26 protein-coding genes are annotated in these 19,521 nt (G+C 65.8%); 12 read left to right on the top strand and 14 right to left on the bottom strand.

Translation table 11 applies throughout. The annotated features are described in order from the left end of the window. Entirely contained in the window at positions 1 to 1,104 is a 1,104-nt protein-coding gene (locus ASC68_RS26180; RefSeq protein ID WP_055886697.1) for a winged helix DNA-binding domain-containing protein, read from the bottom strand. Between the two features lie 97 nt (positions 1,105 to 1,201). Between ASC68_RS26180 and ASC68_RS26175 the strand changes: the two genes are divergently transcribed. Continuing rightward, positions 1,202 to 1,567 carry a CidA/LrgA family protein gene (locus ASC68_RS26175; RefSeq protein WP_055886692.1) on the top strand — a complete coding sequence of 122 codons (366 nt, stop codon included), beginning with the start codon at positions 1,202 to 1,204 and terminating at the stop codon, positions 1,565 to 1,567. Beyond that, a complete protein-coding gene (locus ASC68_RS26170) occupies positions 1,564 to 2,280 on the top strand; it encodes an LrgB family protein (RefSeq protein WP_055886689.1) in 717 nt (238 codons plus the stop codon). Before ASC68_RS26175 ends, ASC68_RS26170 begins: the two co-directional genes overlap by 4 nt. Before the next feature lie 164 nt (positions 2,281 to 2,444). On the opposite strand, the gene lysA is transcribed toward ASC68_RS26170, so the two are convergent. From lysA to argH, 3 genes are all read right to left on the bottom strand, one after another. Beyond that, positions 2,445 to 3,701, bottom strand: a complete 1,257-nt coding sequence (gene lysA, locus ASC68_RS26165) for a diaminopimelate decarboxylase (protein ID WP_055887157.1) — start codon at positions 3,699 to 3,701, stop codon at positions 2,445 to 2,447. 86 nt (positions 3,702 to 3,787) lie between these two features. Next, a complete protein-coding gene (locus ASC68_RS26160) occupies positions 3,788 to 4,516 on the bottom strand; it encodes a gamma-glutamylcyclotransferase (RefSeq protein ID WP_055886686.1) in 729 nt (242 codons plus the stop codon). A 9-nt stretch (positions 4,517 to 4,525) separates the two neighbouring features. Further along, positions 4,526 to 5,968, bottom strand: a complete 1,443-nt coding sequence (gene argH, locus ASC68_RS26155; protein WP_055886682.1) for an argininosuccinate lyase — start codon at positions 5,966 to 5,968, stop codon at positions 4,526 to 4,528. Positions 5,969 to 5,989: 21 nt separating this feature from the next. Between argH and ASC68_RS26150 the strand changes: the two genes are divergently transcribed. Both ASC68_RS26150 and ASC68_RS26145 read left to right on the top strand, forming a co-directional pair. Then, complete coding sequence (locus tag ASC68_RS26150; protein WP_055886679.1) at positions 5,990 to 6,649, top strand: TlpA disulfide reductase family protein; 660 nt, start codon at positions 5,990 to 5,992, stop codon at positions 6,647 to 6,649. A 5-nt stretch (positions 6,650 to 6,654) separates the two neighbouring features. Next, positions 6,655 to 7,542 carry a PfkB family carbohydrate kinase gene (locus ASC68_RS26145; RefSeq protein ID WP_055886676.1) on the top strand — a complete coding sequence of 296 codons (888 nt, stop codon included), beginning with the start codon at positions 6,655 to 6,657 and terminating at the stop codon, positions 7,540 to 7,542. Between the two features lie 108 nt (positions 7,543 to 7,650). On the opposite strand, the gene ASC68_RS26140 is transcribed toward ASC68_RS26145, so the two are convergent. The 7 genes from ASC68_RS26140 to ASC68_RS26110 form a co-directional block, all read right to left on the bottom strand. Continuing rightward, positions 7,651 to 8,262, bottom strand: a complete 612-nt coding sequence (locus ASC68_RS26140; RefSeq protein WP_055886672.1) for a sugar O-acetyltransferase — start codon at positions 8,260 to 8,262, stop codon at positions 7,651 to 7,653. Positions 8,263 to 8,431: 169 nt separating this feature from the next. Beyond that, positions 8,432 to 8,659, bottom strand: a complete 228-nt coding sequence (locus tag ASC68_RS26135) for a hypothetical protein (RefSeq protein WP_055886668.1) — start codon at positions 8,657 to 8,659, stop codon at positions 8,432 to 8,434. 17 nt (positions 8,660 to 8,676) lie between these two features. Beyond that, positions 8,677 to 8,853, bottom strand: a complete 177-nt coding sequence (locus ASC68_RS26130) for a hypothetical protein (protein ID WP_156384781.1) — start codon at positions 8,851 to 8,853, stop codon at positions 8,677 to 8,679. Positions 8,854 to 8,944: 91 nt separating this feature from the next. After that, positions 8,945 to 9,634, bottom strand: a complete 690-nt coding sequence (locus tag ASC68_RS26125) for a rhomboid family intramembrane serine protease (protein WP_055886662.1) — start codon at positions 9,632 to 9,634, stop codon at positions 8,945 to 8,947. Next, positions 9,634 to 10,230: a cob(I)yrinic acid a,c-diamide adenosyltransferase gene (locus ASC68_RS26120; protein ID WP_055886660.1), complete on the bottom strand. Its 597-nt coding sequence runs from the start codon at positions 10,228 to 10,230 to the stop codon at positions 9,634 to 9,636. Before ASC68_RS26120 ends, ASC68_RS26125 begins: the two co-directional genes overlap by 1 nt. Positions 10,231 to 10,297: 67 nt before the next feature. Next, complete coding sequence (locus ASC68_RS26115; RefSeq protein WP_156384780.1) at positions 10,298 to 10,492, bottom strand: twin transmembrane helix small protein; 195 nt, start codon at positions 10,490 to 10,492, stop codon at positions 10,298 to 10,300. Then, the gene (locus ASC68_RS26110) at positions 10,489 to 11,382 is read right to left on the bottom strand and encodes a LysR family transcriptional regulator (RefSeq protein ID WP_055886652.1); all 894 of its coding nucleotides are present in this window, start codon (positions 11,380 to 11,382) and stop codon (positions 10,489 to 10,491) included. The genes ASC68_RS26115 and ASC68_RS26110 overlap by 4 nt, the downstream gene beginning before the upstream one ends. A 113-nt stretch (positions 11,383 to 11,495) precedes the next feature. On the opposite strand from ASC68_RS26110, the gene ASC68_RS26105 reads away from it, so the two are divergent. Beyond that, entirely contained in the window at positions 11,496 to 12,446 is a 951-nt protein-coding gene (locus ASC68_RS26105) for an NAD-dependent epimerase/dehydratase family protein (RefSeq protein ID WP_055886648.1), read from the top strand. A 146-nt stretch (positions 12,447 to 12,592) separates the two neighbouring features. Here ASC68_RS26105 and gluQRS read toward each other — a convergent pair whose 3' ends face one another. Then, positions 12,593 to 13,438, bottom strand: coding sequence for a tRNA glutamyl-Q(34) synthetase GluQRS (gene gluQRS / locus ASC68_RS26100; RefSeq protein ID WP_055886645.1), 846 nt, complete (start codon positions 13,436 to 13,438; stop codon positions 12,593 to 12,595). Between the two features lie 24 nt (positions 13,439 to 13,462). On the opposite strand from gluQRS, the gene ASC68_RS26095 reads away from it, so the two are divergent. The 7 genes from ASC68_RS26095 (at position 13,463) to ASC68_RS26065 (ending at position 17,838) form a co-directional block, all read left to right on the top strand. Further along, a complete protein-coding gene (locus tag ASC68_RS26095) occupies positions 13,463 to 14,113 on the top strand; it encodes a DNA-3-methyladenine glycosylase (RefSeq protein WP_055887153.1) in 651 nt (216 codons plus the stop codon). Further along, entirely contained in the window at positions 14,113 to 14,757 is a 645-nt protein-coding gene (locus tag ASC68_RS26090) for a dienelactone hydrolase family protein (protein ID WP_055886641.1), read from the top strand. Before ASC68_RS26095 ends, ASC68_RS26090 begins: the two co-directional genes overlap by 1 nt. 95 nt (positions 14,758 to 14,852) lie before the next feature. Further along, entirely contained in the window at positions 14,853 to 15,410 is a 558-nt protein-coding gene (locus ASC68_RS26085) for an HNH endonuclease (RefSeq protein WP_055886637.1), read from the top strand. Positions 15,411 to 15,467: 57 nt separating this feature from the next. After that, entirely contained in the window at positions 15,468 to 15,752 is a 285-nt protein-coding gene (locus tag ASC68_RS26080) for a type II toxin-antitoxin system ParD family antitoxin (protein ID WP_055886634.1), read from the top strand. A 352-nt stretch (positions 15,753 to 16,104) separates the two neighbouring features. After that, positions 16,105 to 16,452, top strand: coding sequence for a metalloregulator ArsR/SmtB family transcription factor (locus tag ASC68_RS26075; protein WP_055886630.1), 348 nt, complete (start codon positions 16,105 to 16,107; stop codon positions 16,450 to 16,452). Between the two features lie 8 nt (positions 16,453 to 16,460). Further along, positions 16,461 to 16,940, top strand: a complete 480-nt coding sequence (locus tag ASC68_RS26070; RefSeq protein WP_055886626.1) for an SRPBCC domain-containing protein — start codon at positions 16,461 to 16,463, stop codon at positions 16,938 to 16,940. A gap of 106 nt (positions 16,941 to 17,046) precedes the next feature. Continuing rightward, positions 17,047 to 17,838 carry an alpha/beta hydrolase gene (locus tag ASC68_RS26065; RefSeq protein WP_055887150.1) on the top strand — a complete coding sequence of 264 codons (792 nt, stop codon included), beginning with the start codon at positions 17,047 to 17,049 and terminating at the stop codon, positions 17,836 to 17,838. A 73-nt stretch (positions 17,839 to 17,911) separates the two neighbouring features. Here the strand turns inward: ASC68_RS26065 and ASC68_RS26060 are convergent, their stop codons facing one another. Together ASC68_RS26060 and ASC68_RS26055 are read right to left on the bottom strand one after the other, a co-directional pair. Further along, entirely contained in the window at positions 17,912 to 18,415 is a 504-nt protein-coding gene (locus ASC68_RS26060; protein ID WP_055886624.1) for a disulfide bond formation protein B, read from the bottom strand. Between the two features lie 77 nt (positions 18,416 to 18,492). Then, positions 18,493 to 19,365, bottom strand: a complete 873-nt coding sequence (locus tag ASC68_RS26055) for a DUF72 domain-containing protein (protein ID WP_082528498.1) — start codon at positions 19,363 to 19,365, stop codon at positions 18,493 to 18,495. Positions 19,366 to 19,521: the final 156 nt, after the last annotated feature.

The following is a 19,521-nucleotide window of genomic DNA, read 5'->3' as shown; positions in this document are numbered from 1 at the left end:
CTAGTCCGCGAGCTCCAGCACGCGAACGTCGAAGGTCTCTGCCGTCTCCTCCATGAAGCGCAGGAACTTCAGGCCCTCGCGCTCGATCTCGGCGACGTCCTTTTTCCTGAGCTGGTGGTAGGGCGTGACGGTGAGCACCGCCGCGCCCTTCTTGCTGTCGATTGACCAGCCGGCCGACATCAGGCCGTCGACCAAGACGCCCGGCTTGACGTTGTTGACGAAATCGCCGCGCAGTTCGTCGCCTGCGACGAGGAAGCGGCGGCGGTTGTCGTAGCCGAGGATGGCGTTTTCGTAGAGCGGCAGGAACCGAACCGGGGCGAGGGTATCGGCATCAGGACGCGGCGCGTCGGGCAGGTCGAACAGTTCGCGGCCATCGGGGGCGGTGAAGCTGACCAGCTCGGGGCGCAGCGCTTCGAACACTTCGCCGAGCTTGGTGAGGCGCGACCAGCCCTGCATGTCGGCGACGCTGGCCGGCCCATAGGCGGCGAGGTAGCGGCGGACCAGCGCTTCGCGGGCGATCGGGCGTTCATACGGGGCCGGCAGCCAGTTGCCGATGCGGGTGATGACCGGCGAATGGCCGGAACCCCAGATGCGGGTCGGCGGAATCTGGATCAGCGTGTCGGTCGATTGCAGCAGCATGGTCATGGCCAGCGGTTCGCCAACGGGGAAGCGCTCGCTGAGGCGCTTGCCGAGCTGGCCGGCGGTCATCGGCTCGGCGTCGAGCAGTTTTCGCGCCAGTTCCAGTACCGCGGCTTCGTCATTGCCGCCGAAACGCTTCTTGAAATTGCTGAGCCAGACGGAGCGGAGGAAAGGCTGCATCTCTGCCCGGATGCCGATCAGGTCGTCGACGGTGTGGAGATGGAGCGTGCCGCGCATGGTGGTGGCGCGGGCCAGGGTGCGATCGACGATCAGCGCGGTCAGCGCCTGGTGGGTAAAGCCCTCGAGCCGCGACCACAGCCCGATATAGGGATCGTGGGTCTGCTGCGCCTGCATGCCGAGCAGCCAGGCAATGGTGTCGGTGATACCCATGTCGCTGCGCTCGAGCAGCATCTGACGCGCCAGGGTGGCGCGGTTGAGCTGGCGGTCGGTCAGGGCGTTCGTCATCTGCACCTCCTCGGTATGGGCATAAACTAGCCGGAGCGTACTGACAGGGCTTGTCAGCAGCTTGCACCGGCAGGCGAGCGCTCCGATAGTCGCGGGCATGATTGCCATTCTCGCATTGCTGCTCGCCTGCCAATTGGCCGGTGAAATCCTGGCGCGCTCGCTGGCTCTGCCGATGCCGGGCCCGGTGGTCGGGCTGATTCTCCTCGCCATCGTGCTGCTGGCGTGGGTACAGCGGCGGCCCGACCTCAAGGGCACGCTGCTCGACAAGGTCACCACTTTCCTCGTTGGGGGGCTGGGGCTGCTGTTCGTGCCAACCGGTATCGGCGTGGTGCAGCAACTGGGGCTGCTCGGCGACTATGGCGTGGGGATCGTCCTGACGCTGATCATCTCGGCGGTGCTCACCATGCTGGCGACGGTCGGGGCGTTCCTCGCGGTAAAGCACTGGACCGGGAAGCGGCCATGAACGATCCGTTCGCGCTCTGGGTCTATCTCAGCTCGACGCCGCTGCTGTGGCTGACGGTGACGCTGTGCGTCTGGGTCGGGGCGGATTGGCTGGCGCTGAAATCGGGCCGCAACCCGCTGGTCAATCCGGTGCTGCTGTCGATCATCGCGGTCGGCGCCGTGCTGCTCGCCACCGGCACGCCGTATGGGCGCTATTTCGAGGGCGCGCAGTTCGTGCATTTCCTGCTCGGCCCGGCGATCGTCGCCATCGCCGTACCGCTGGTCACCAACCGCAAGATCGTGATGGAGAACCTGTTGCCGCTGCTCGGCGCGCTGCTGGCAGGCTCGGTAACGGCGATCGTCTCGGTCGTACTCCTGGGCCGGCTGTTCGGGCTGCCGCCGGATGTGCTGCTGGCCATGGTGCCGAAATCGGTGACGGCAGGCGTCGCCATGGGCATTGCCGAGCAGATCGGCGGCTCACCCTCGCTCACCGCCGTGCTGGTGGTGCTGACCGGGGTCACCGGCGCCGTGCTGGTGACCCCGATCATGAACGCCCTAGAGATCACCGACTACGCGGCGCGCGGCTTTTCGGTCGGGCTCGCCTCGCACGGCATCGGCACGGCGCGCGCCTTTGCGGTCGATCCGGTGGCGGGCACGTTTGCAGGCATCGCCATGGGGCTCAACGCCGTGTTGACCTCGGTGCTGGCGCCGATACTGGCGGCGTGGCTGGTTTAGCTATTGGCCCGGGGTCTTGCCTCCCTCACCGGGTGTCATCCCAGCGAAAGCTGGGATCCATCCACCCGCTGGCGCGGGCTGTGAGTTGGGTCCCAGCTTTCGCTGGGATGACACCGAGTGGGTGGAGAAGACGGTGCAACCCGATCGGGCAGCGCCCCCGGGGCTCACACCCAGTCGGGGACGCTGTCCAGGGCGATCAGTTCGGCGATCGACTTGCGTGGGCGGATGACGTGCCACTTGTCGCCGTCGACCAGCACTTCGGGCACCAGCGGGCGCGAATTGTAGGTCGAGGCCATCACCGCGCCATAGGCGCCGGCCGACATCACAGCGAGCAGGTCGCCTTCCTTGACGCCCTCCATCTTCCTATCCTGGGCGATGAAATCGCCGGTTTCGCAGACCGGGCCGACCACATCGGCGGTGATCTGCGCCAGGTTGGAATGCACCACCGGCTGGATGTCGTGATGCGCCTCATAGAGGGTGGGGCGGATCAGATCGTTCATCGCCGCATCGACGATGACGAAGGTCTTGCCGCCTTCCTTCACGTACTCGACCTTGGTGACGAGGATGCCGGCATTGCCAACGATCAGCCGGCCGGGCTCCAGCACCAGCGACACGCCGAGCGGGCCGATATGCTTCCTGACGATCTCGGCATAGGCGGGCGGGGCCGGCGGGGCGTCTTCGTCGTGGTGGTAGGGGATGCCGAGGCCGCCGCCGACATCGGCATGGCGGATATCGTGGCCGGCGGCCTTCAGGTTGCGCACCAGTTCGGCGAGCAGCGCGAAGGCGTTATCGAACGGCGTCATGTCGGTGATCTGGCTGCCAATATGCATATCGACGCCGACGGCGCGCACGCCCGGCAGCGCGGCGATGCGGGCATAGACCTCGCGGGCCCGCGCGAACGGGATACCGAACTTGTTTTCGGCCTTGCCGGTCGAGATCTTCTTGTGCGTGCCGGCATCGACATCGGGGTTGATGCGCACCGAAACGGGCGCCGTCATCCCCATGGAGACGGCGACATCGCTCAGCCGCTCGAGCTCAGGTTCGCTCTCGAGGTTGAAGCACTTGATGCCGACTTCCAGTGCCCGGCGCATCTCGGCGAAGGTCTTGCCGACGCCGGAGAAAACGATGCGGTTGGCCGGCACTCCGGCGGCAATGGCGCGCTCGAGTTCGCCGCCCGAGACCACGTCGGCGCCGGCGCCCTCCTTGGCGATGAGCTTGATCACCGCCTGGTTGGAGTTCGCCTTCATGGCATAGGCGACCAGCGTGTCGATGCCCTTGAAGGCATCGCGCATCACCTGCACGTGGCGACGGAGCGTCGCGGCCGAATAGACATAGAACGGCGTGCCCACCTTGCCGGCGAGGGCGGTGAGGTCGACCTCCTCGGCGAACAGCCGGTCGTCGCGATACTGGAAGTGATGCACCAAGGTCTTGCGCCCCTACGAAATCCGGGCGGAAGCTCTAGGCGAAAACACCGGGCAGCGGAAGCGAGACTTCTCTATAGGGCCGATCAAGAAGCGCGATGCGCCGCACCGGCCGGCGCGGGCCAGTGGTGGTCGATCCGTTCTGCGATCAGCCGCTGCAGGGCCCACAGGTTGCGGTCGTGGATGCCGTATTCGGCGAGCTTCTGCACTGTCGAGAGCACATACTCGGCCATCGAGCCCTTCCAGCCATGCGCCTGCGCCAGCCGGTCGGCACGCTCCGCCAAGGTGAGGCCGCCGACATAGCGGGTGCTGTTGCGGTTGATGGCAAAGGCGAGGGCGGTGAGCGGACCTTCGGCGGTGGCGACCTTGATCCAGCGGCCAGGGAAGGCGTTAGGCACCATGCTCATTTCGCGGCGCACCAGCTTGTCCATGTTGGCTTTGATGGTACCGGCCGGAATGCGGAAGGCAACGCTGCGGCAGCTGCCGCCGCGATCAAGGCACATCATCAGGCCCGGCTGTTTGGGGTTGCCTCGCCAGCGCTGGTCGAACAGGCAAAAGCTGCGGTGCCAGCCGCTGGCGACGGCGATACGCTGTTGGTCGAACTCGGTGGCCGGGTTCCAGATCAGCGAGCTCAGCGCGAAGATCCAGAACTCGCCTTCCGGCGCCGTGTCGATGATGCGCGCGACTTCCGCATCGTAGTCGACCTCGGTCGCTGGGCGAATGCCCGGGTAGGTCGGCTGGCCCGGATCCTCGATCACCGGGATGCGGGCGACATGGTCAGCGGTGAGGTGCAGGGGGCGTGGCTGGCGCGGCATTGCCGGAGCCTACTCCACTCCGCCATCGCCGTGACCCCCCGATTTCTTCACACTGACCGGTTCGGACTTCACGCCGGTGAGGATTTCCTTCCAGCGGGCGGCCTGCAGCGCGACGTTTTCCGGCGCGGTGCCGCCATAACTCTTGCGGGCCGCGACCGAGCTTTCGACGCTCAGCACCTTATGGATGCGGCTGTCGATGCGGTGGTCGATGAACTTGAAATCCTCGATGGTGAGGCCATCCAGCGTCATGCCCTTCTGCTCGGCCAGCGCCACGATCTGCCCGGTGATATGATGGGCCTCGCGGAACGGGATATTGGCCTGCTTGACCAGCCAGTCGGCGATATCGGTGGCGGTGGAGAAGCCGGCATTGGCCGAGGCGCGCATCTTCTCGCGGTTGGCCTTCAGATCCTCGACCATGCCGGTCATCGCGGCGAGCGACAGCGACAGCGAGTCGAGCGCGTCGAAGGCGACTTCCTTGTCTTCCTGCATGTCCTTGGAATAAGCGAGCGGCAGGCCCTTCATGACGATCAGCAGCGAGGTCAGCGCGCCCATGATGCGGCCGACCTTGGCGCGGATCAGCTCGGCCGCGTCGGGGTTGCGCTTCTGCGGCATGATCGAGGAGCCGGTGGTGAACTTGTCACTGAGCTTGACGAAGCCGAACTGCGACGACGACCAGATCACCAGTTCCTCGGCGAAGCGGCTGAGGTGCATGGCGCAGAGGCTGGCGGCCGAGAGCGTTTCGAGGATGAAATCGCGATCGGAAACGGCGTCGAGCGAGTTGGCGGTGGGGCGATCGAAGCCGAGCGCCCTGGCGGTCATGTCGCGATCGATCGGGTAGGGGGTGCCGGCGAGGGCGGCCGAGCCGAGCGGGCTCTCGTTGAGGCGCTTGCGCGCATCCTCGAAGCGGCCGTAGTCGCGGCCGAGCATTTCCACATAGGCAAGCAGGTGATGGCCGAACGTCACCGGCTGGGCGTTCTGCAGGTGGGTGAAGCCGGGCATGATGGTCGCGACTTCTTCCTCGGCCCGCTTCACCAGTGCCAGCTGCAGGGTTTTGACCTGCGCCAGCAGCGTGTCGATGGCGTCGCGGACATAGAGGCGGAAATCGGTGGCTACCTGGTCGTTACGCGAGCGGGCGGTGTGGAGGCGCCCCGCGGCATCGCCGATCACGTCCTTCAGGCGGCTCTCGACATTCATGTGAATGTCCTCGAGCGAACGCGAGAACGTGAATTTGTTTGTCTCGATCTCGTCGAGCACGGTCTTTAGGCCGGTGATGATCGCGTCGCGATCCGCCTGGGTCAGGATGCCCACTTCCGCCAGCATGGTGGCGTGTGCGATAGAGCCGGCGATGTCCTGCTTGTAGAGTCGCTGATCGAAGCCGATGGAGGCGTTGATCTCTTCCATGATGGCGTCGGGCCCGGTCGCAAAACGGCCGCCCCACATGCGATTGCTCATCTCAACTCCAACGGTAGACCTATGACCGACCAAAGCCCCGCCCCGACCCGGAGATTGCGCCCCAGGCGGGTGCTGCTCGTCGCCCTGATCAGTGCGGCGGTAGCACTAGTCCTTACCCTCGTGGTTGGCAACTTCATGCCGGCGCAGGCGACGCAGTGCGATCCGCAGGTGATCAAGGGGCAGAAGATCGACGCGGCGGCGATCGGCATGCTGGCAGCGCTCAACGGCACCGGCGAAGGGCGCGGCTATGCCGACATGGCGTTCAAGGATGCAGCGGGTGCGCCGACCACGATCGGCAGCTTTGCCGGCAAGAAGCTGCTGGTGAATTTCTGGGCCAGCTGGTGCGTGCCGTGCCGCGAGGAAATGCCCGCGCTCGACGCCATCGCGACCAAGTACAATTCAGAGCAGTTCATGGTGCTGCCGATCAACCTCGATGTCGGCGAGAGCGGGCTCGAGAAGGCGAAGAAATTCCTCGCCGACGAGGGGCTCAAGAACCTGCCGCTCTATGCGGATTCCACTTTCGATGCGTTCAAGCGGCTGCAGCAGCAGGCGGTGGCGATCGGGCTGCCGGCAACGCTCCTGCTCGACGAAAAGGGCTGCGAACTGGCAGTGCTGCAGGGGCCGGCCGAGTGGGATTCGCCTGACGGTCACAACGTCATCGACACGCTGATCGGGACCTGACCCGCATGCGCCGGATCCTCTGCGTCGGTGCCCTGACCATGGACACCATCTTCCGGCTGGACCGCCTGCCGGATGGGCCGGGCAAGATCATACCGCTCGATGCGGTCGAAGTCGCCGAAGGCATGGCGGCGGCCCAGGCGGCGAGCATCGTGCGGCTCGGTGGCAAGGCGGCGCTCTGGGCCTCGGCCGGCGACGATGCGACGGGCGATCGGCTGGTGCAGCAGATTTCGGGCGAAGGCGTCGACTGCTCGCGGGTGCGGCGGGTCGCCGGTTCGCGCTCGGGCTTTTCCTCGATCTTCATGGATCGCAGCGGCAGTACGATGATCGTGCCGCGCTACGATCCGACGCTGATGGCGCCGCCCGAGGCCGCCCCTGATCTTCGTGGTATCGACGCGGTGATGACCGATGTGCGCTGGCCGGGTGCGGCGGCGCTGGCGCTAGGTGCGGCGAAGGCGGCGGGCATTCCGGCGATCCTCGATGCCGATATGGCGGCGCGCGACGTGCTCGACGGCTTGTTGCCGCTGGCGACGCATGTGGTGGCATCAGAGAGCGCGGCAAAGCTGGTGACCGGGGCGGACACCGCAGAGCAGGCGGCCGGGTGGCTCGCAGTCAGCCATGGCGGCTTCGTTGCGGTTACCGCCGGCGCCGATGGCTGCTGGTGGAGCGAGGGGGACGGGATCCGCCATTCGCCGGCCCCGAAAATCGAAGCGATCGATACGCTGGCGGCGGGCGATGTGTTCCATGCCGGGTTTGCGGTCGGGCTGCTCGAGGGCTGGCCGATGCGCAACGTCATCGCCTTTGCTTCGGCGGCCGCGGCGATCAAGTGCACCCGGTTCGGCGGCCGGCTCGGCGCGCCGTCGCGCGCCGAGGTCGAGGCGTTTCTGGTTCGGTAGGGGGCAGTCGGCAGTAGGCAGTAGGCAGTCGGAAAGGGCCGGCCGGTGGCGGGCCGCGACTGCCGATTGCCTGCTGCCGACTGCCGATGCCCTGCGGCAAGCACCCGATTACGCCGCCTGCCGCATCGGCTTGGCGTCGGCTTTGCGGATCACCCGGCAGGGGTTACCCGCGGCCAGCACGCCGGCGGGGATGTCGCGGGTGACGACGCTGCCGGCGCCGATGGTGGTGCCGTCGCCGATGCTGACGCCGCCGACGATGATGGTGCCGGCGCCGATCCAGCAGTGCTTGCCGATGCTGATCGGCTTGTTGATGCACTGGGCGCCGATCAGCTTGCCGGTCTTGGGATCGCGGCGCTCGCGCTCGTGCGGGTCAACCGGGTGACCGGCGGTCAAAAACATCACGCGCGGCGCAATGGCGGTGCCGTCGCCGATGCGCACTTCGGCGCCGTCGAGGAAGACGCATTCGAAGTTGATGAACACACCCTCGCCGATATGGATGTGCTTGCCGTATTCCCAGGTGATGGGGCTCAACACGAAACTGTCGCCGAAGCTGCCGAGCTGGTCGCGGAACATCGCGGTGCGGTTGGCCATGTCCCAGTTCGGGACGGCGTTGAGGCGGTCGAGTTTCTTCCTTGCTTCGACCTGCATTTCGATCAGGTCCCAGTCCGGCCCTTCATAGAGCTCGCCCGATACCATCTTCTCGTAGCCCGTCTTGCTCATTGGGGCCAATCTCCTGTTCAGCGTGTCCCCCCGCTGAAAGCGGTCGCTTCTGCCCCGATGGGACAGACCCCGCAAGCGCACAGTTTGCAGAATTGCGCGCCGCTTCGCCCCGTCCGTTCAGACGGGGTTCAGGGATCGGATGGCGGGAGGCGGGGTGCTGAACAGTCGTTCAGGCGGTGCGGTCGATGATGCGGCCGACAAACGCGTCGGAGCGCTGCTCCATATCGGTGAGCGCCCGCTCGAGGTCGGCGCCGGTGGAGGCGGAGCCTTCGTTGATCTGCTTGAGCAGCATGTGGTGTTCGAGATCGGCGCGCTTCTTGGCGACGAGCACCTGCGCCACGCCGAGGGTGTCGGCCTCGCGGAAGGCCATGCGATAGATCGATGTGTCGAGGTTCATCACACCCCTCCGGCTGGTCAGGCTGTTTTGTCGACCTTGGTCCCCTGGCCGGGCGGTGGAGCAGAGCGCGCCACGCTGTCGACCATCTGGATCAGCGACATCTCCATCTCGTGAGACTTCTTCAGCACGGCGATGGCAATGGATTGCTGCGTCCCGGCGGAGCGCGCGGCAAGCAGCTGCGATGTCAGATCCATGTCCATCCCCGGGGTTTTATGACCGGGGCGTAAACGAAACCTTCCCGAAGCTGTGTCGGAATGGTGCGATCGTGAATCAATCGTTTACGGATCAGCGCCCGCCGAACAGCACTACGTCGCGTCGCTTCAGCGGCACGCAGAGCGCCGCGCCGACGATCAATCCGCCGACATGGGCGGACCAGGCGACCGGGCTGCTGCCGCCGAAGAACAGGTAGAACAGCTGCACCGCCGCCCAGGCGCCGAGCATCCAGAGCGCCGGCAGCGGCAGCGGGATCGGGATGGTGAGGCCCAGCAGCACATAGACCCGGGCATGCGGGTAGAGGACGATATAGGCGCCCATGACGCCGGCAACGGCGCCCGAGGCGCCGATCAGCCAGGTGTAGGTGCCCATGGCGAAGAGGATATAGATCAGGCCGGAGAGCGCGGCACAGGCGAGGTAGAACGCCGCGAACTTCACATGCCCCAGCGCATCCTCGATATTGTCGCCGAACACCCAGAGGAACAGCATGTTGCTGCCCAGGTGCAGCCAGTCGGCATGAAAGAAGGCATAGGTGATGAGCGTCAGCCCGTCGGGCAGGTAGGCCAGCCGGTCCGGCGCCTCAGGCTGCAGGAAATAGGCCGGCACGGCCGCATAGCTCAGCGCGAACTGGTCGAAACTGAGCCCGCTGCCATGCGCCAGCTGGATCAGGAACACCAGGACGTTCAACCCGATGATGCCATAGGTGACATAGGGGAACCTGATGTGCCGGACTGGGTTGCGGTCGTGCAGCGGAATGAACATCAGCCGCGCGACTGCCCCTCGTGGCCGAACTTGCCAGGCGCCCACAGCACGTCGCTGTCGCCGTTGGCGTTGGCCACCCGGGCCATGACGAACAGCAGGTCCGACAGGCGGTTGAGATAGACCATGACGGCGTTGTTGACGTCGGGTTCGGCCGCAATCAACTCGACCACCAGGCGTTCGGCGCGACGGGTGACGGTGCGGCCCAGATGCAGCGCGACGGCGAGCGGCGTGCCACCGGGGAGGACGAAGCTCGTGAGCGGCTTCAGGCCTTCATTGTAGTGGTCGATCTGCTCTTCGATCCATGCCGCCTGCTGCGCGGTGATGCGCAATGAGGGCGGTGCCCCGGCCGGATCGGCGCCTGGGGTGGCGAGGTCGGAGCCGAGGTCGAACAGGTCGTTCTGCACGCGCGCCAGCAGCCGGTCGAGCTTGGGCATCGAGCCGGTATGGAGCCGCGCCATGCCGATGAAGCTGTTGGCCTCGTCGACGGTGCCGAAGCACTCGACGCGGAGGTCCGCCTTGGAGCGGCGCGGCCCGCGCACCAGGCCGGTGGTGCCGTCATCGCCAGTTTTGGTGTAGATCTTGTTGAGCTTGACCATGTCGTTCCGCCGCGAGTCAGTGGCGTCGAAACTAGCTCAGCGGGAATGGCGCGCGAAGCGCTTTCGGTCAGCTCCCCCGACCGAAGAAGTAGAGGGCCCCCAGGATCACCACGATGGCCACGGCCTGGGCGATGACGCGGGCACGCATCAGCTTCTGGCTGAGATTGTGGTCGCCGCCGCGGAACATGTTCCACAGCCCCATGAACAGGATGATGGCGACCGCGCCGAGCGCGACGATGGTGATGATGCCGGTGATGTTCATAATGTCCTCGCGAGGAAGCGGCTGAGGCCCTCGCCCAGTCGGTCATAGATGGCACGAATGCGACGGCTGGTGAACAGTTCGCGATGCGTGGTCAACCACACTTCCAAGGGCGGCGGGCGGAAATCGGGCAAGAGCGGCACCATGCCGCGCGTCTCGGCCACCAGCAGCTGCTGGGCGAAACCGACGCCGAGGCCGGCCTTGATCAGTTCCCAGGCATTGGTCTGGCTGTCGGTGCGGACGATGAAATCGCTGCGCTTCAGTTCGAACCCCATGCGCCGGGCGGCGCCGATCAACAGCTCGGAGCGATCAAAGCCGATCAGGTCGTGCTCGACCAATTGCTCGGGCCGTTCCGGGCGTCCGCGCCTCAGGATGTAGCTTTCGTGGGCGCAGGTGACGATCGGGCTCTCGCCGAGCTTGCGGGTGATCAGCTCGAGCTGGGTGGGGCGGAACATGCGGACGGCGATATCGGCCTCGCGCAGCAGCAGGTTCTCGGCCGAATCCGACGGCACCAGCTCGATCGCCACCTGCGGGAAGTTTTGGCGCAGGTCGTTGAGGAAGGGCGGCAAGACATAGTGGCACATCACGGTGCTCGAGGTGATGCGGACCGAGCCAGTGAGCGCGGCGCTCGCCCCCTCCGCGATCAGCGCCGCCTCGGCCAGCGCCTGTTGCGCCGCCAGCACCGGCTCGTAGAGCTTCAGCGCCGTATCGGTGGCGTGAAAGCCAGTGAGCGTCCGCTCGAACAGGCTCATCCCCAATGCCTGCTCCAGCGCCTCGACATGGCGGCCCAGCGTCGGCTGGCTGAGGCCGAGGGCGCGCGCGGCGGCCGAGAGCGAGCCGTGCTCGACGACGGCGCCAAAGCTGCGCCACAGCGACCAGTCGGGATCGGGCATGGTCTAGGTGTCTCCAGGCTATTCAATTCTGTATGGCAAGGTAACGATCTTGTCCAATTCATCAACGCTGATGTTGCGCCTACCTTGTTCCTCACCAGCAAGGAGCCAGGCAAATGAGCACGCAGAAAGTCATCGTTATCGGCATCAACGGTCATGTCGGCCACCACATTGCCAAGGCCTTCGTCGCCGCCGGGTGGGACGTCGCCGGGTTCGGGCGGTCCAACAAGCAGCCGATAGCAGGGGTGCGCTTCATCAAGGGCGATGCCGAGGATGTGGAAGCGATGCGGGCGGCGATCGGTGATACCGAGGTGGTGGTCAACGCGCTGAACCTGCCCTACCACCAGTGGGACCAGGGCCGGATGGAAGCACAGAACCAGCGGGTGATCACCGCGCTCGGCAAGAGCGGCAAGACCCTGCTGTTCCCCGGGAATATCTACAACTACGCCGCCACCGACCGTACGGTGACGCCCCAGCTCAAGCAGCGCCCGCAGACGCCGCGCGGCGAGATCCGGGTGCGGGTCGAGGCACTCTATGAAGCGGCGGCGAAGCGCGGCGACATCCAGGCAATCATCCTCCGCGCCGGGGATTTCTATGGGCCAGAGAGTTCGTTCGACTGGTTCGATCTCGCCATGCTGCGCGAGGCGAAGAAGGGCAAGTTCGCGATGATGGGCGTGCCCAGCGTCGGCCACTCCTGGGCCTATCTGCCGGATGTCGGCCGGGCCTTCGAGAAGCTCGCCTGGCACCGTAAGGAGTTCGGCGCCTTCGAGAATTTCCATTTCGCCGGCAACTATGTGACGCCCGAGCAGATGGCTGCAGCCGCCGTGGCCGCGGCGCCGGTGAAGCTCAAGGTCGGCACGTTCCCGCGCGTGCTGTTCAACGTCGTGGGTCTCGTCGATCCGCTGATGCGGGCGGTCAGCAAGATGAGCTACCTGTGGGAGAACCCGATGGAGCTCAAGGACGCGCGCCTCGACGCCATCCTCGGCCCGGATTTTGCTACGCCGTTCGACGCGGCGGTGGCGGCGACGGTGGCGCCATTCTTTGCGGCGGAGAAGCTGGCGGCCTAGTTCAGGTGTGCTTGGCGCCCCTCACCCCGGCCCTCTCCCCAGAGGGGAGAGGGGGCGTTGTGGCACGGCCGGTGCAAAGTGCGTCCCCTCTCCCCGCCAGGGAGAGGGTTAGGGTGAGGGGTAGTCAAGCGCACCGGCCCGGCACCCTAGAAGCCCAGCTCGCGCCGAATTTCGTCCGCCGTCCGACCCGCCTCACGGAGGCTCCGCAGCGATGTGGAGCCTTTCGATTTGCTGAGCTTTTTACCTTCGGTGTCGAGGATCAGCTTGTGGAAAGTATAGAGCGGCGAGGTGAGGCCGAGCAGCATCTGCAGGAGCACGTGGATATCGGTCGAGGGCTCCATGTCGCGACCACGGGTGACATGGGTAACGCCCTGCGCGTCGTCGTCGATCACCACGCTCAGGTGATAACTGGTCGGCGTGCCTTTGCGCTGCAGCACCACATCGCCCCAGCGCTCCGGCCGGGCATAGCGGATCTGCGGCCGATCCGCCGGGGTGGGGCCGGCGACGCTGTAGGTCAGCATGCCGGTGAGCGCCATGGCGTCGTCGGTCCTCAGCCGCCAGTTCGCCGTACGCCCTTCGGCAAAACGCTGTTTCACTTCGGCTGCCGACAGGTGACGGCAGGTGCCGGGATAAAGCGGCGCGCCATCGGGGTCGGTGCCGCTCGACTGTGCGGCCAGCTCGGTGCGCGAGCAGAAGCAGGGATAGAGCAGGTCGCGCGCCCTGAGCCGGTCGGCCGCAGCGGCATAGACGGCGAAGCGGTCGGACTGCCGCAGCACCGGCTGTTCCCAGGCGAGGCCGAGCCAGGCGAGGTCCTCGAAGATCGCCGCGGTGAATTCCGGCTTGCTTCGGGTTATGTCGGTGTCTTCGATGCGCAGGAGGAACCGGCCACCGAGGGCTTCGGCCCATACCGAGGTGAACAGCGCCGAATAGGCGTGCCCCAGATGCAGCAAGCCATTGGGGCTCGGGGCGAAGCGGAGGACGGGTCTGAGCATGACAAACTGCTAGCACGTAAGGATATTTCTTTGACAGACCGTCTCGATACGCCGGAGGCGCTGCAGCGCCAGCTGGGCGCCCTGATTGAGCTCGATCCCCGCCTCGCAGGCGTTGCCGAGCGCGCCGGCGCATTCGAAATCCGCCGCTCGCCCGGCGGCTTCGAAGGGTTGGCGCGGATCGTCACCGGCCAGCAGGTTTCGACCGCCAGCGCCGATGCGATCTGGGGCCGCTTCGCCCAACTCGAAGGGGCGCTCGACCCGGTCGGTTATCTGAAGCTCAGTGAGGAAGCCGTCCGGGGCGCCGGGCAGTCGGGCGGCAAGTACCGGACGCTGCGCGGGCTGGCCGAGGCGATCGCGGCGGGCAGTGTCGACTTCGCACATCTCGCCGAACTGCCGGCCGACGCGGCGATCGCCGCGCTGACCAAACTCAAGGGCATCGGCCCGTGGACTGCCGAGATTTATCTGATGTTTTCGGCGGCCCATCCGGACATCTTTCCCGCCGGCGATGTCGCGTTGCAGCGAGCGGCCGAGTGGGCGTTCGGGCTTGACGGCAAGCCGCCGGTGAAGGACTTGATCGAGATGGCGCGGCGCTGGTCGCCCTATCGGTCCACCGCCGCATTGCTGCTCTGGCGCTACTATCGCGCCGTGCGGAACAAGGAAGGATTGTCGATCTGATGGCCAAGCTCTCCGGCCCGATGCTGCCGCCCAAAAGCGGCGGCGCCCCGAAGCAGGCAGTGATTTTGCTGCACGGCTATGGCGCCGACGGCAGCGACCTGATCGGGCTCGGCCACCACTGGGGGCCGCTGCTGCCCGATGCATTGTTCATCGCGCCGAACGCGCCGACGCCCTGTGCCGGCAACCCATTCGGTTTCGAGTGGTTCCCGCTGGCGGTGGATCGGATCGCCGGCCGCATCGAGGGCGCCAAGAACGCCGCGCCCGTGATCATCGAGTTTCTCACCGATCTCTGGACGCAGACCGACATCAAGCCGGCCGACACCTTCCTCGTCGGCTTTTCGCAAGGGGCGATGATGGCGCTGCATGTCGGCACGGCGTTGCCGCGTCCGATCAAGGGTATCGTGGCGTTCTCCGGCGCTTTCGTTCCTGCCGAGGGGTTCCCGGCGATCGACAAAGCGCCGGTGGCGCTGATCCATGGCGATCTCGACCAGGTGGTCGATCCCGGGCTCAGCCGGCAGGCGGCGACCGAGCTGACGGCCGCCGGATTCGATGTAACGCTGCACATTTCGTCGGGCACGGCGCATGGCATCGCGCCGGACGGGCTCGATTTCGCCACCTCCTTCATGCTGGCGCAAACCGCCTGAATCGACTGATCGAATCGCGCTTCACAGGGGTGTCACAGTCGGCATAGAATATTGCTGATCATGACTGGCCGCGATTCCCGATCTGGGGGCGACAAGTGACGGTACATGTGTCGCTTGAGAATAGCCCCGCACTGGTGCTGAACGCCGATTTCAGGCCCCTCAGCTATTATCCCTTGTCGCTTTGGTCCTGGCAGGACGCGATCAAGGCGATTTTTCTTGATCGAGTCCACGTCGTCTCCAACTACGACCGGGTGATCAAGTCGCCGAGCTTCGAGATGCTGCTGCCCAGTGTCGTCTCGCTCAAGGATTACGTGCGGCCGGCGCGGCATCCTGCGTTCACCCGCTTCAACGTGTTCCTGCGCGACAAATTCCAGTGCCAGTATTGCGGCGCCCGGGACGAACTCACCTTCGACCACGTGATCCCGCGTTCCAAGGGTGGCCGTACCACCTGGGAGAACGTCGTCGCAGCCTGCGCGCCGTGCAATCTCAGGAAGGCCAACCGGCTGCCGCGCGAGATCAAGATGTTCCCGATGCAGGAGCCGTTCCAGCCGACCGTGCACGACCTGCACAATAACGGCCGGGCTTTCCCGCCCAACCACCTGCACACGAGCTGGCTCGACTACCTCTACTGGGACATCGAACTGGAGCCGTGAGCCTGGACGCCGGTAGCGCCAATAACTGTTATTGGTTGGGTACCGACGGAGGCCGATATGGCAATCAGCGCAGATCTGGGGCCGAACCTCGAGGCCGTGGTCGAGGTCCTGGTCAAGAACGGCCGCTACAACTCCAAGAGCGAAGTGCTGCGCGAAGGCGTTCGCCTGGTGCAGGAGCGCGAGGCGGCGCTCCGGCGGCTTGATGCTGCGCTGGCGCGGGGGCTGGCGGACGCAGAGGCGGGGCGTGTCCATTCGTTGGACGAGGTCTTCGACGAGATCGAAGGCGAATTGCAGGCGATGATCGATGCCGACCAGCCAGTATCGCGTCGCCGTCACGGCTAGGGCGCGCCGACTTTCGTGAGATCGCCGGACACCTGCGCGAAGAAAGTCCGGCACTGGCCCTCCGATAGTTCGGAAACTTCGTCTCTCCTCAGCAGAGCTCATTTTCTATCGCGTCGTCGGAGATCGGGTGGAGGTGCTGCACGTACTTCATCATGCCCGCGACCACGAGCAGCTCCTTTTCCCGAAGACTAGGCCTTCCGGCCCCTTGCCAGCGCTGTGCCGAGCATCAGGGCGAACGCCGCCGAGATCAGCGCGGCGACGCCCGGGATGGGCACGCGAGCGTGGTTGACACTCACTCTTGCCTAGCTGTATCTAACCATATAGTTAGCTAACTGATCAGTTAGGAACGGACGTGCAGCCGGACCAGCTCAGTCTCACCCTTTCCGCCATCGCCGATCCCACCCGCCGGGCCATCCTGACGCGGCTGATGGATGGGGAGGCGTCGGTAAAGGAGATCGCGGCGCCGTTCGAGATGAGCATCCCGGCGATCTGCAAGCATCTCAAGGTGTTGGAAGGCGCGGGCCTGATCAGCCGCGGGCGCAACGCCCAGCTGCGGCCCTGTCGGCTCGAAGCGCAGCCGCTGCGCGAAGCCGTCGGCTGGATCGAGGAGTTCTCGAGCTTCTGGGATACGAGCCTCAACCGGCTCGACGGGCTGCTCGAGCGGCTGCAGGCGACCGACCCTACGGGCAAGAAGAACTGAGGCGCGCCATGACCGGTGACACAGCTTTGGACCCGCTCACCCAGCGCGAGTTCGTCATCAGCCGCCGCCTCAAGGCGCCGCGCCAGCTGGTCTGGCGCACCTTCGAGGACCCGTACCTGCTTGCCCAGTGGTGGGGCCCGGAACATTTCACCTCCACTGTCACCAAGCTCGAGTTCCGTGCCGGTGGCGAGTGGCACGTCACCATGCGGCGGCCCGACGGCGGTGAGCATCCGGTGCGCTACCAGTTCGTCGAGATCCTCGCGCCAGAACGCATCGTCTACCGGCCGTGGCGCCCGCCCGAAGCGGTTAATCCGCCGCCGAGCTATCTGGCCACCCTCACGTTCGAGGCGCTCGGTAACGAGACGATCTTCACCATGCGCGCCGAGTTCGACAGCGCCGCACACCTCGCCGTCGCGATCGAAGGCGGTTTCTTCGAGGGCACCAACCAGGCCTTCGACAAGCTTGAGCGGCAGCTCGCGACGTACTGATTTCAGGAGGACTATCATGCTGAGGCGCGCCCTCATGACCCTCGCCTTTGTCGCTGCGGCTCTCGTCGCAGCGCCCGTCATTGCCCAAACCGCAGGAGACATTCCGATGAGCACCCCCAGCAGCACGGGCAAGGTCCCGGTCGGCGGCGCCGAGATTTACTACGAGATCCACGGTGACGGTCCGCCGCTGGTGCTGCTGCATGGCGGCGTCGACCCGTCCCAGACGTTTGGTGCGCCGCTCGCCGCAATGACGAAGACCCACAAGGTGATCGCCATCCACATGCGCGGCCACGGCTTCAGTGCGGACACCGACGCGCCCTGGTCCTCCGAACTGATGGCCGACGACGTTGCGGCTGTGCTCCAGCACCTCGGCATCGGCAAGGCGCACTTCATGGGCTATTCGCTCGGCGCCGGCGTCGCGCTGCAGGTGGCATTCCGGCACCCGGAGCTGGTCGAGAAGCTGGTGTCGGTCTCGGTGGATTACCGCACCGACGACGACTATCCCGAAGTCCGCGAGGCCTTCCGGCAATTGCCGGCCCACGCGGCGGAGTACGGGCAGCAACTCGCCAGTTCACCCCTCGGAGAGCTCTATCCCGACGTCGACTGGGAGCGGGTGTTCCGCAAGTCCGGCGAAATGAACGAGCCCGAGTACGACTGGACCGAGCGGGTCAAGGCGATGACGGCCCCGACGCTGCTGGTGTTCGCGGACGCGGATTCGATCCGGCCCGAGCACATGGTGGCGTTCTGGAAGCTGCTCGGTGGCGGCCAGCGCGACGCCGGGTTCGACGGCTCGCAGCGCCCGGCCAGCCGGCTGGCTATCCTCCCGGGCACCACGCACTACAACCTGATCCAGTCACCGCTCCTCACCGAGGTCGCGACGGCCTTCCTCACGCAGTAGCGGCAGGGCTCTGGTCTCTCTAGTTGGTCGCGCTTTCGAACCGGAAAAGTCTGCAACTTTTCCTGAAAGCGCTCTATGCCTTCCGGCCCTTGAGCAGCACGGTGCCGAGCAGCAGGACGATCGCTGCCGAGATCAGCGTGTTGGCGCCGGCCAGCGTCACGCCGAACAGGCTGAACTGGATCTTGTCGCAGGGGACGACGCGGGCGGCGTTGATATTGGTGAGGTCGGAGAAGCTGACATCGACGCCGGTGCCGGTGCAGGCGGTGGGGCCGGGCCAGAAGCCGTATTCGACGCCGGCGTGATAGCCCGCCAGATAGGTCGACCAGACGAAGGTCAGGAGCACCAGGACGATCCCGACATACCACACGGCACGCGGCAGCCGGTGCCACAGGATCAGCACCAGCGCGAGCAGCGGCAGGCCCCAATAGTAGGGCATGCGCTGCTCGAGGCAGAGCTCGCACGGCACCAGCCCGCCAAACAGCTGCGAGCCCCAGGCGCCGGCAATGGTCGCGAGGCCGAGGACGAAGGCGATCGTGGCGAGCAGGCGGGGACGGTCGGTGGCGAGGCTGGTGGTCACGATGACGCTCCTATTCGGATGCGCGCCATATTCTCGGGAGCGGGCTCCGAGTCAACTTAAGCCCGCTCACGAGATCGTCACTCGCCGCCCGGTCCGCTGAGGCCGAGCGAAGCCATGACGGCGCGCGCATTGTCGGGCGCATGCTCCTTGTCGGTGGAGACGAAGAAGGCGAACACATCGCGCGGCGGCGGGCTCGCTTCGGCAGCAGTGACATAGGGCGCATCGGCAACCGGCTTGCCCTCGGCCCAGGCCTTCAGCCAGCCGGCGCGGACATCGCGCTCGGCAACCGAATAGCTCTCCTTTCCCGGTGCGCCCTGCAGCCGGGCATAGGAGAAGTCGGCGGTCTGGTCGATGTAGGACCATTCTGCGGTATCGGCGACGACGAGGGCGACGTTGTGGGCCCGCAACTGCGCGATGAAGCGTGGATCGGCGAAACTTTCGTGCCGCACTTCGATGGCGTGGCGGACCCTGACGATGCCGGTGGCGTCGAGATAGGGCGGGTTCTTGCCGTAATCGGTCTTTCCGGCCAGAGCGACCAGCGCTTCCGGCGACTGCGGTAAGAGAGCGAGGAAGGCCTCCATCCGATCGGGGTCGTATTTGCTGTTGCCCGGCAGCTGCCAGCAGAACGGCCCGAGTTTCTTGCCCAGCGCCATGACGCCGGAGGCAAAGAAGTTGGCGAGCGGGAGCTCGACATCCTTCAGCCGCTTGATGTGGGTGACCAGTTGGTGGCCCTTCACGCTGAAGACGAAGCTATCAGGGGTCTGGCCGGCCCAGTTCTCAAAGCTCGCGGCCTTCTGGTGCGAATAGAAGGTGGCGTTGATCTCGATATTGCCGAGCCGGGCGCTCGACCAGGCGAGCTCGTCCTTCTGCTTCAGCCCGTCGGGGTAATAGCTCTTGCGCCAGGCCTCGAACACCCAGCCGGCCGTGCCGAGCCTGATCGTTCCCGCCATCGAATCCTCCGCGCCAAAAGTGATCGCCACTCTGCGTCGGCCCTGATTGTCAGTCCAGAGGACTGTGACTTAGTCTGACGTCAAGGGACAAACGGAGGGGCGTGATATGCGACGGATATTTCTATTGGCTGGCATGGCGATAGCATTCGCGAGTCC

It is taken from the genome of Devosia sp. Root105 (assembly GCF_001424865.1).
GTDB lineage: Bacteria > Pseudomonadota > Alphaproteobacteria > Rhizobiales > Devosiaceae > Devosia_A.
The sequence above is the reverse complement of the archived record's forward strand: the minus strand, read 5'-3'. Positions and strand labels throughout refer to the sequence as shown.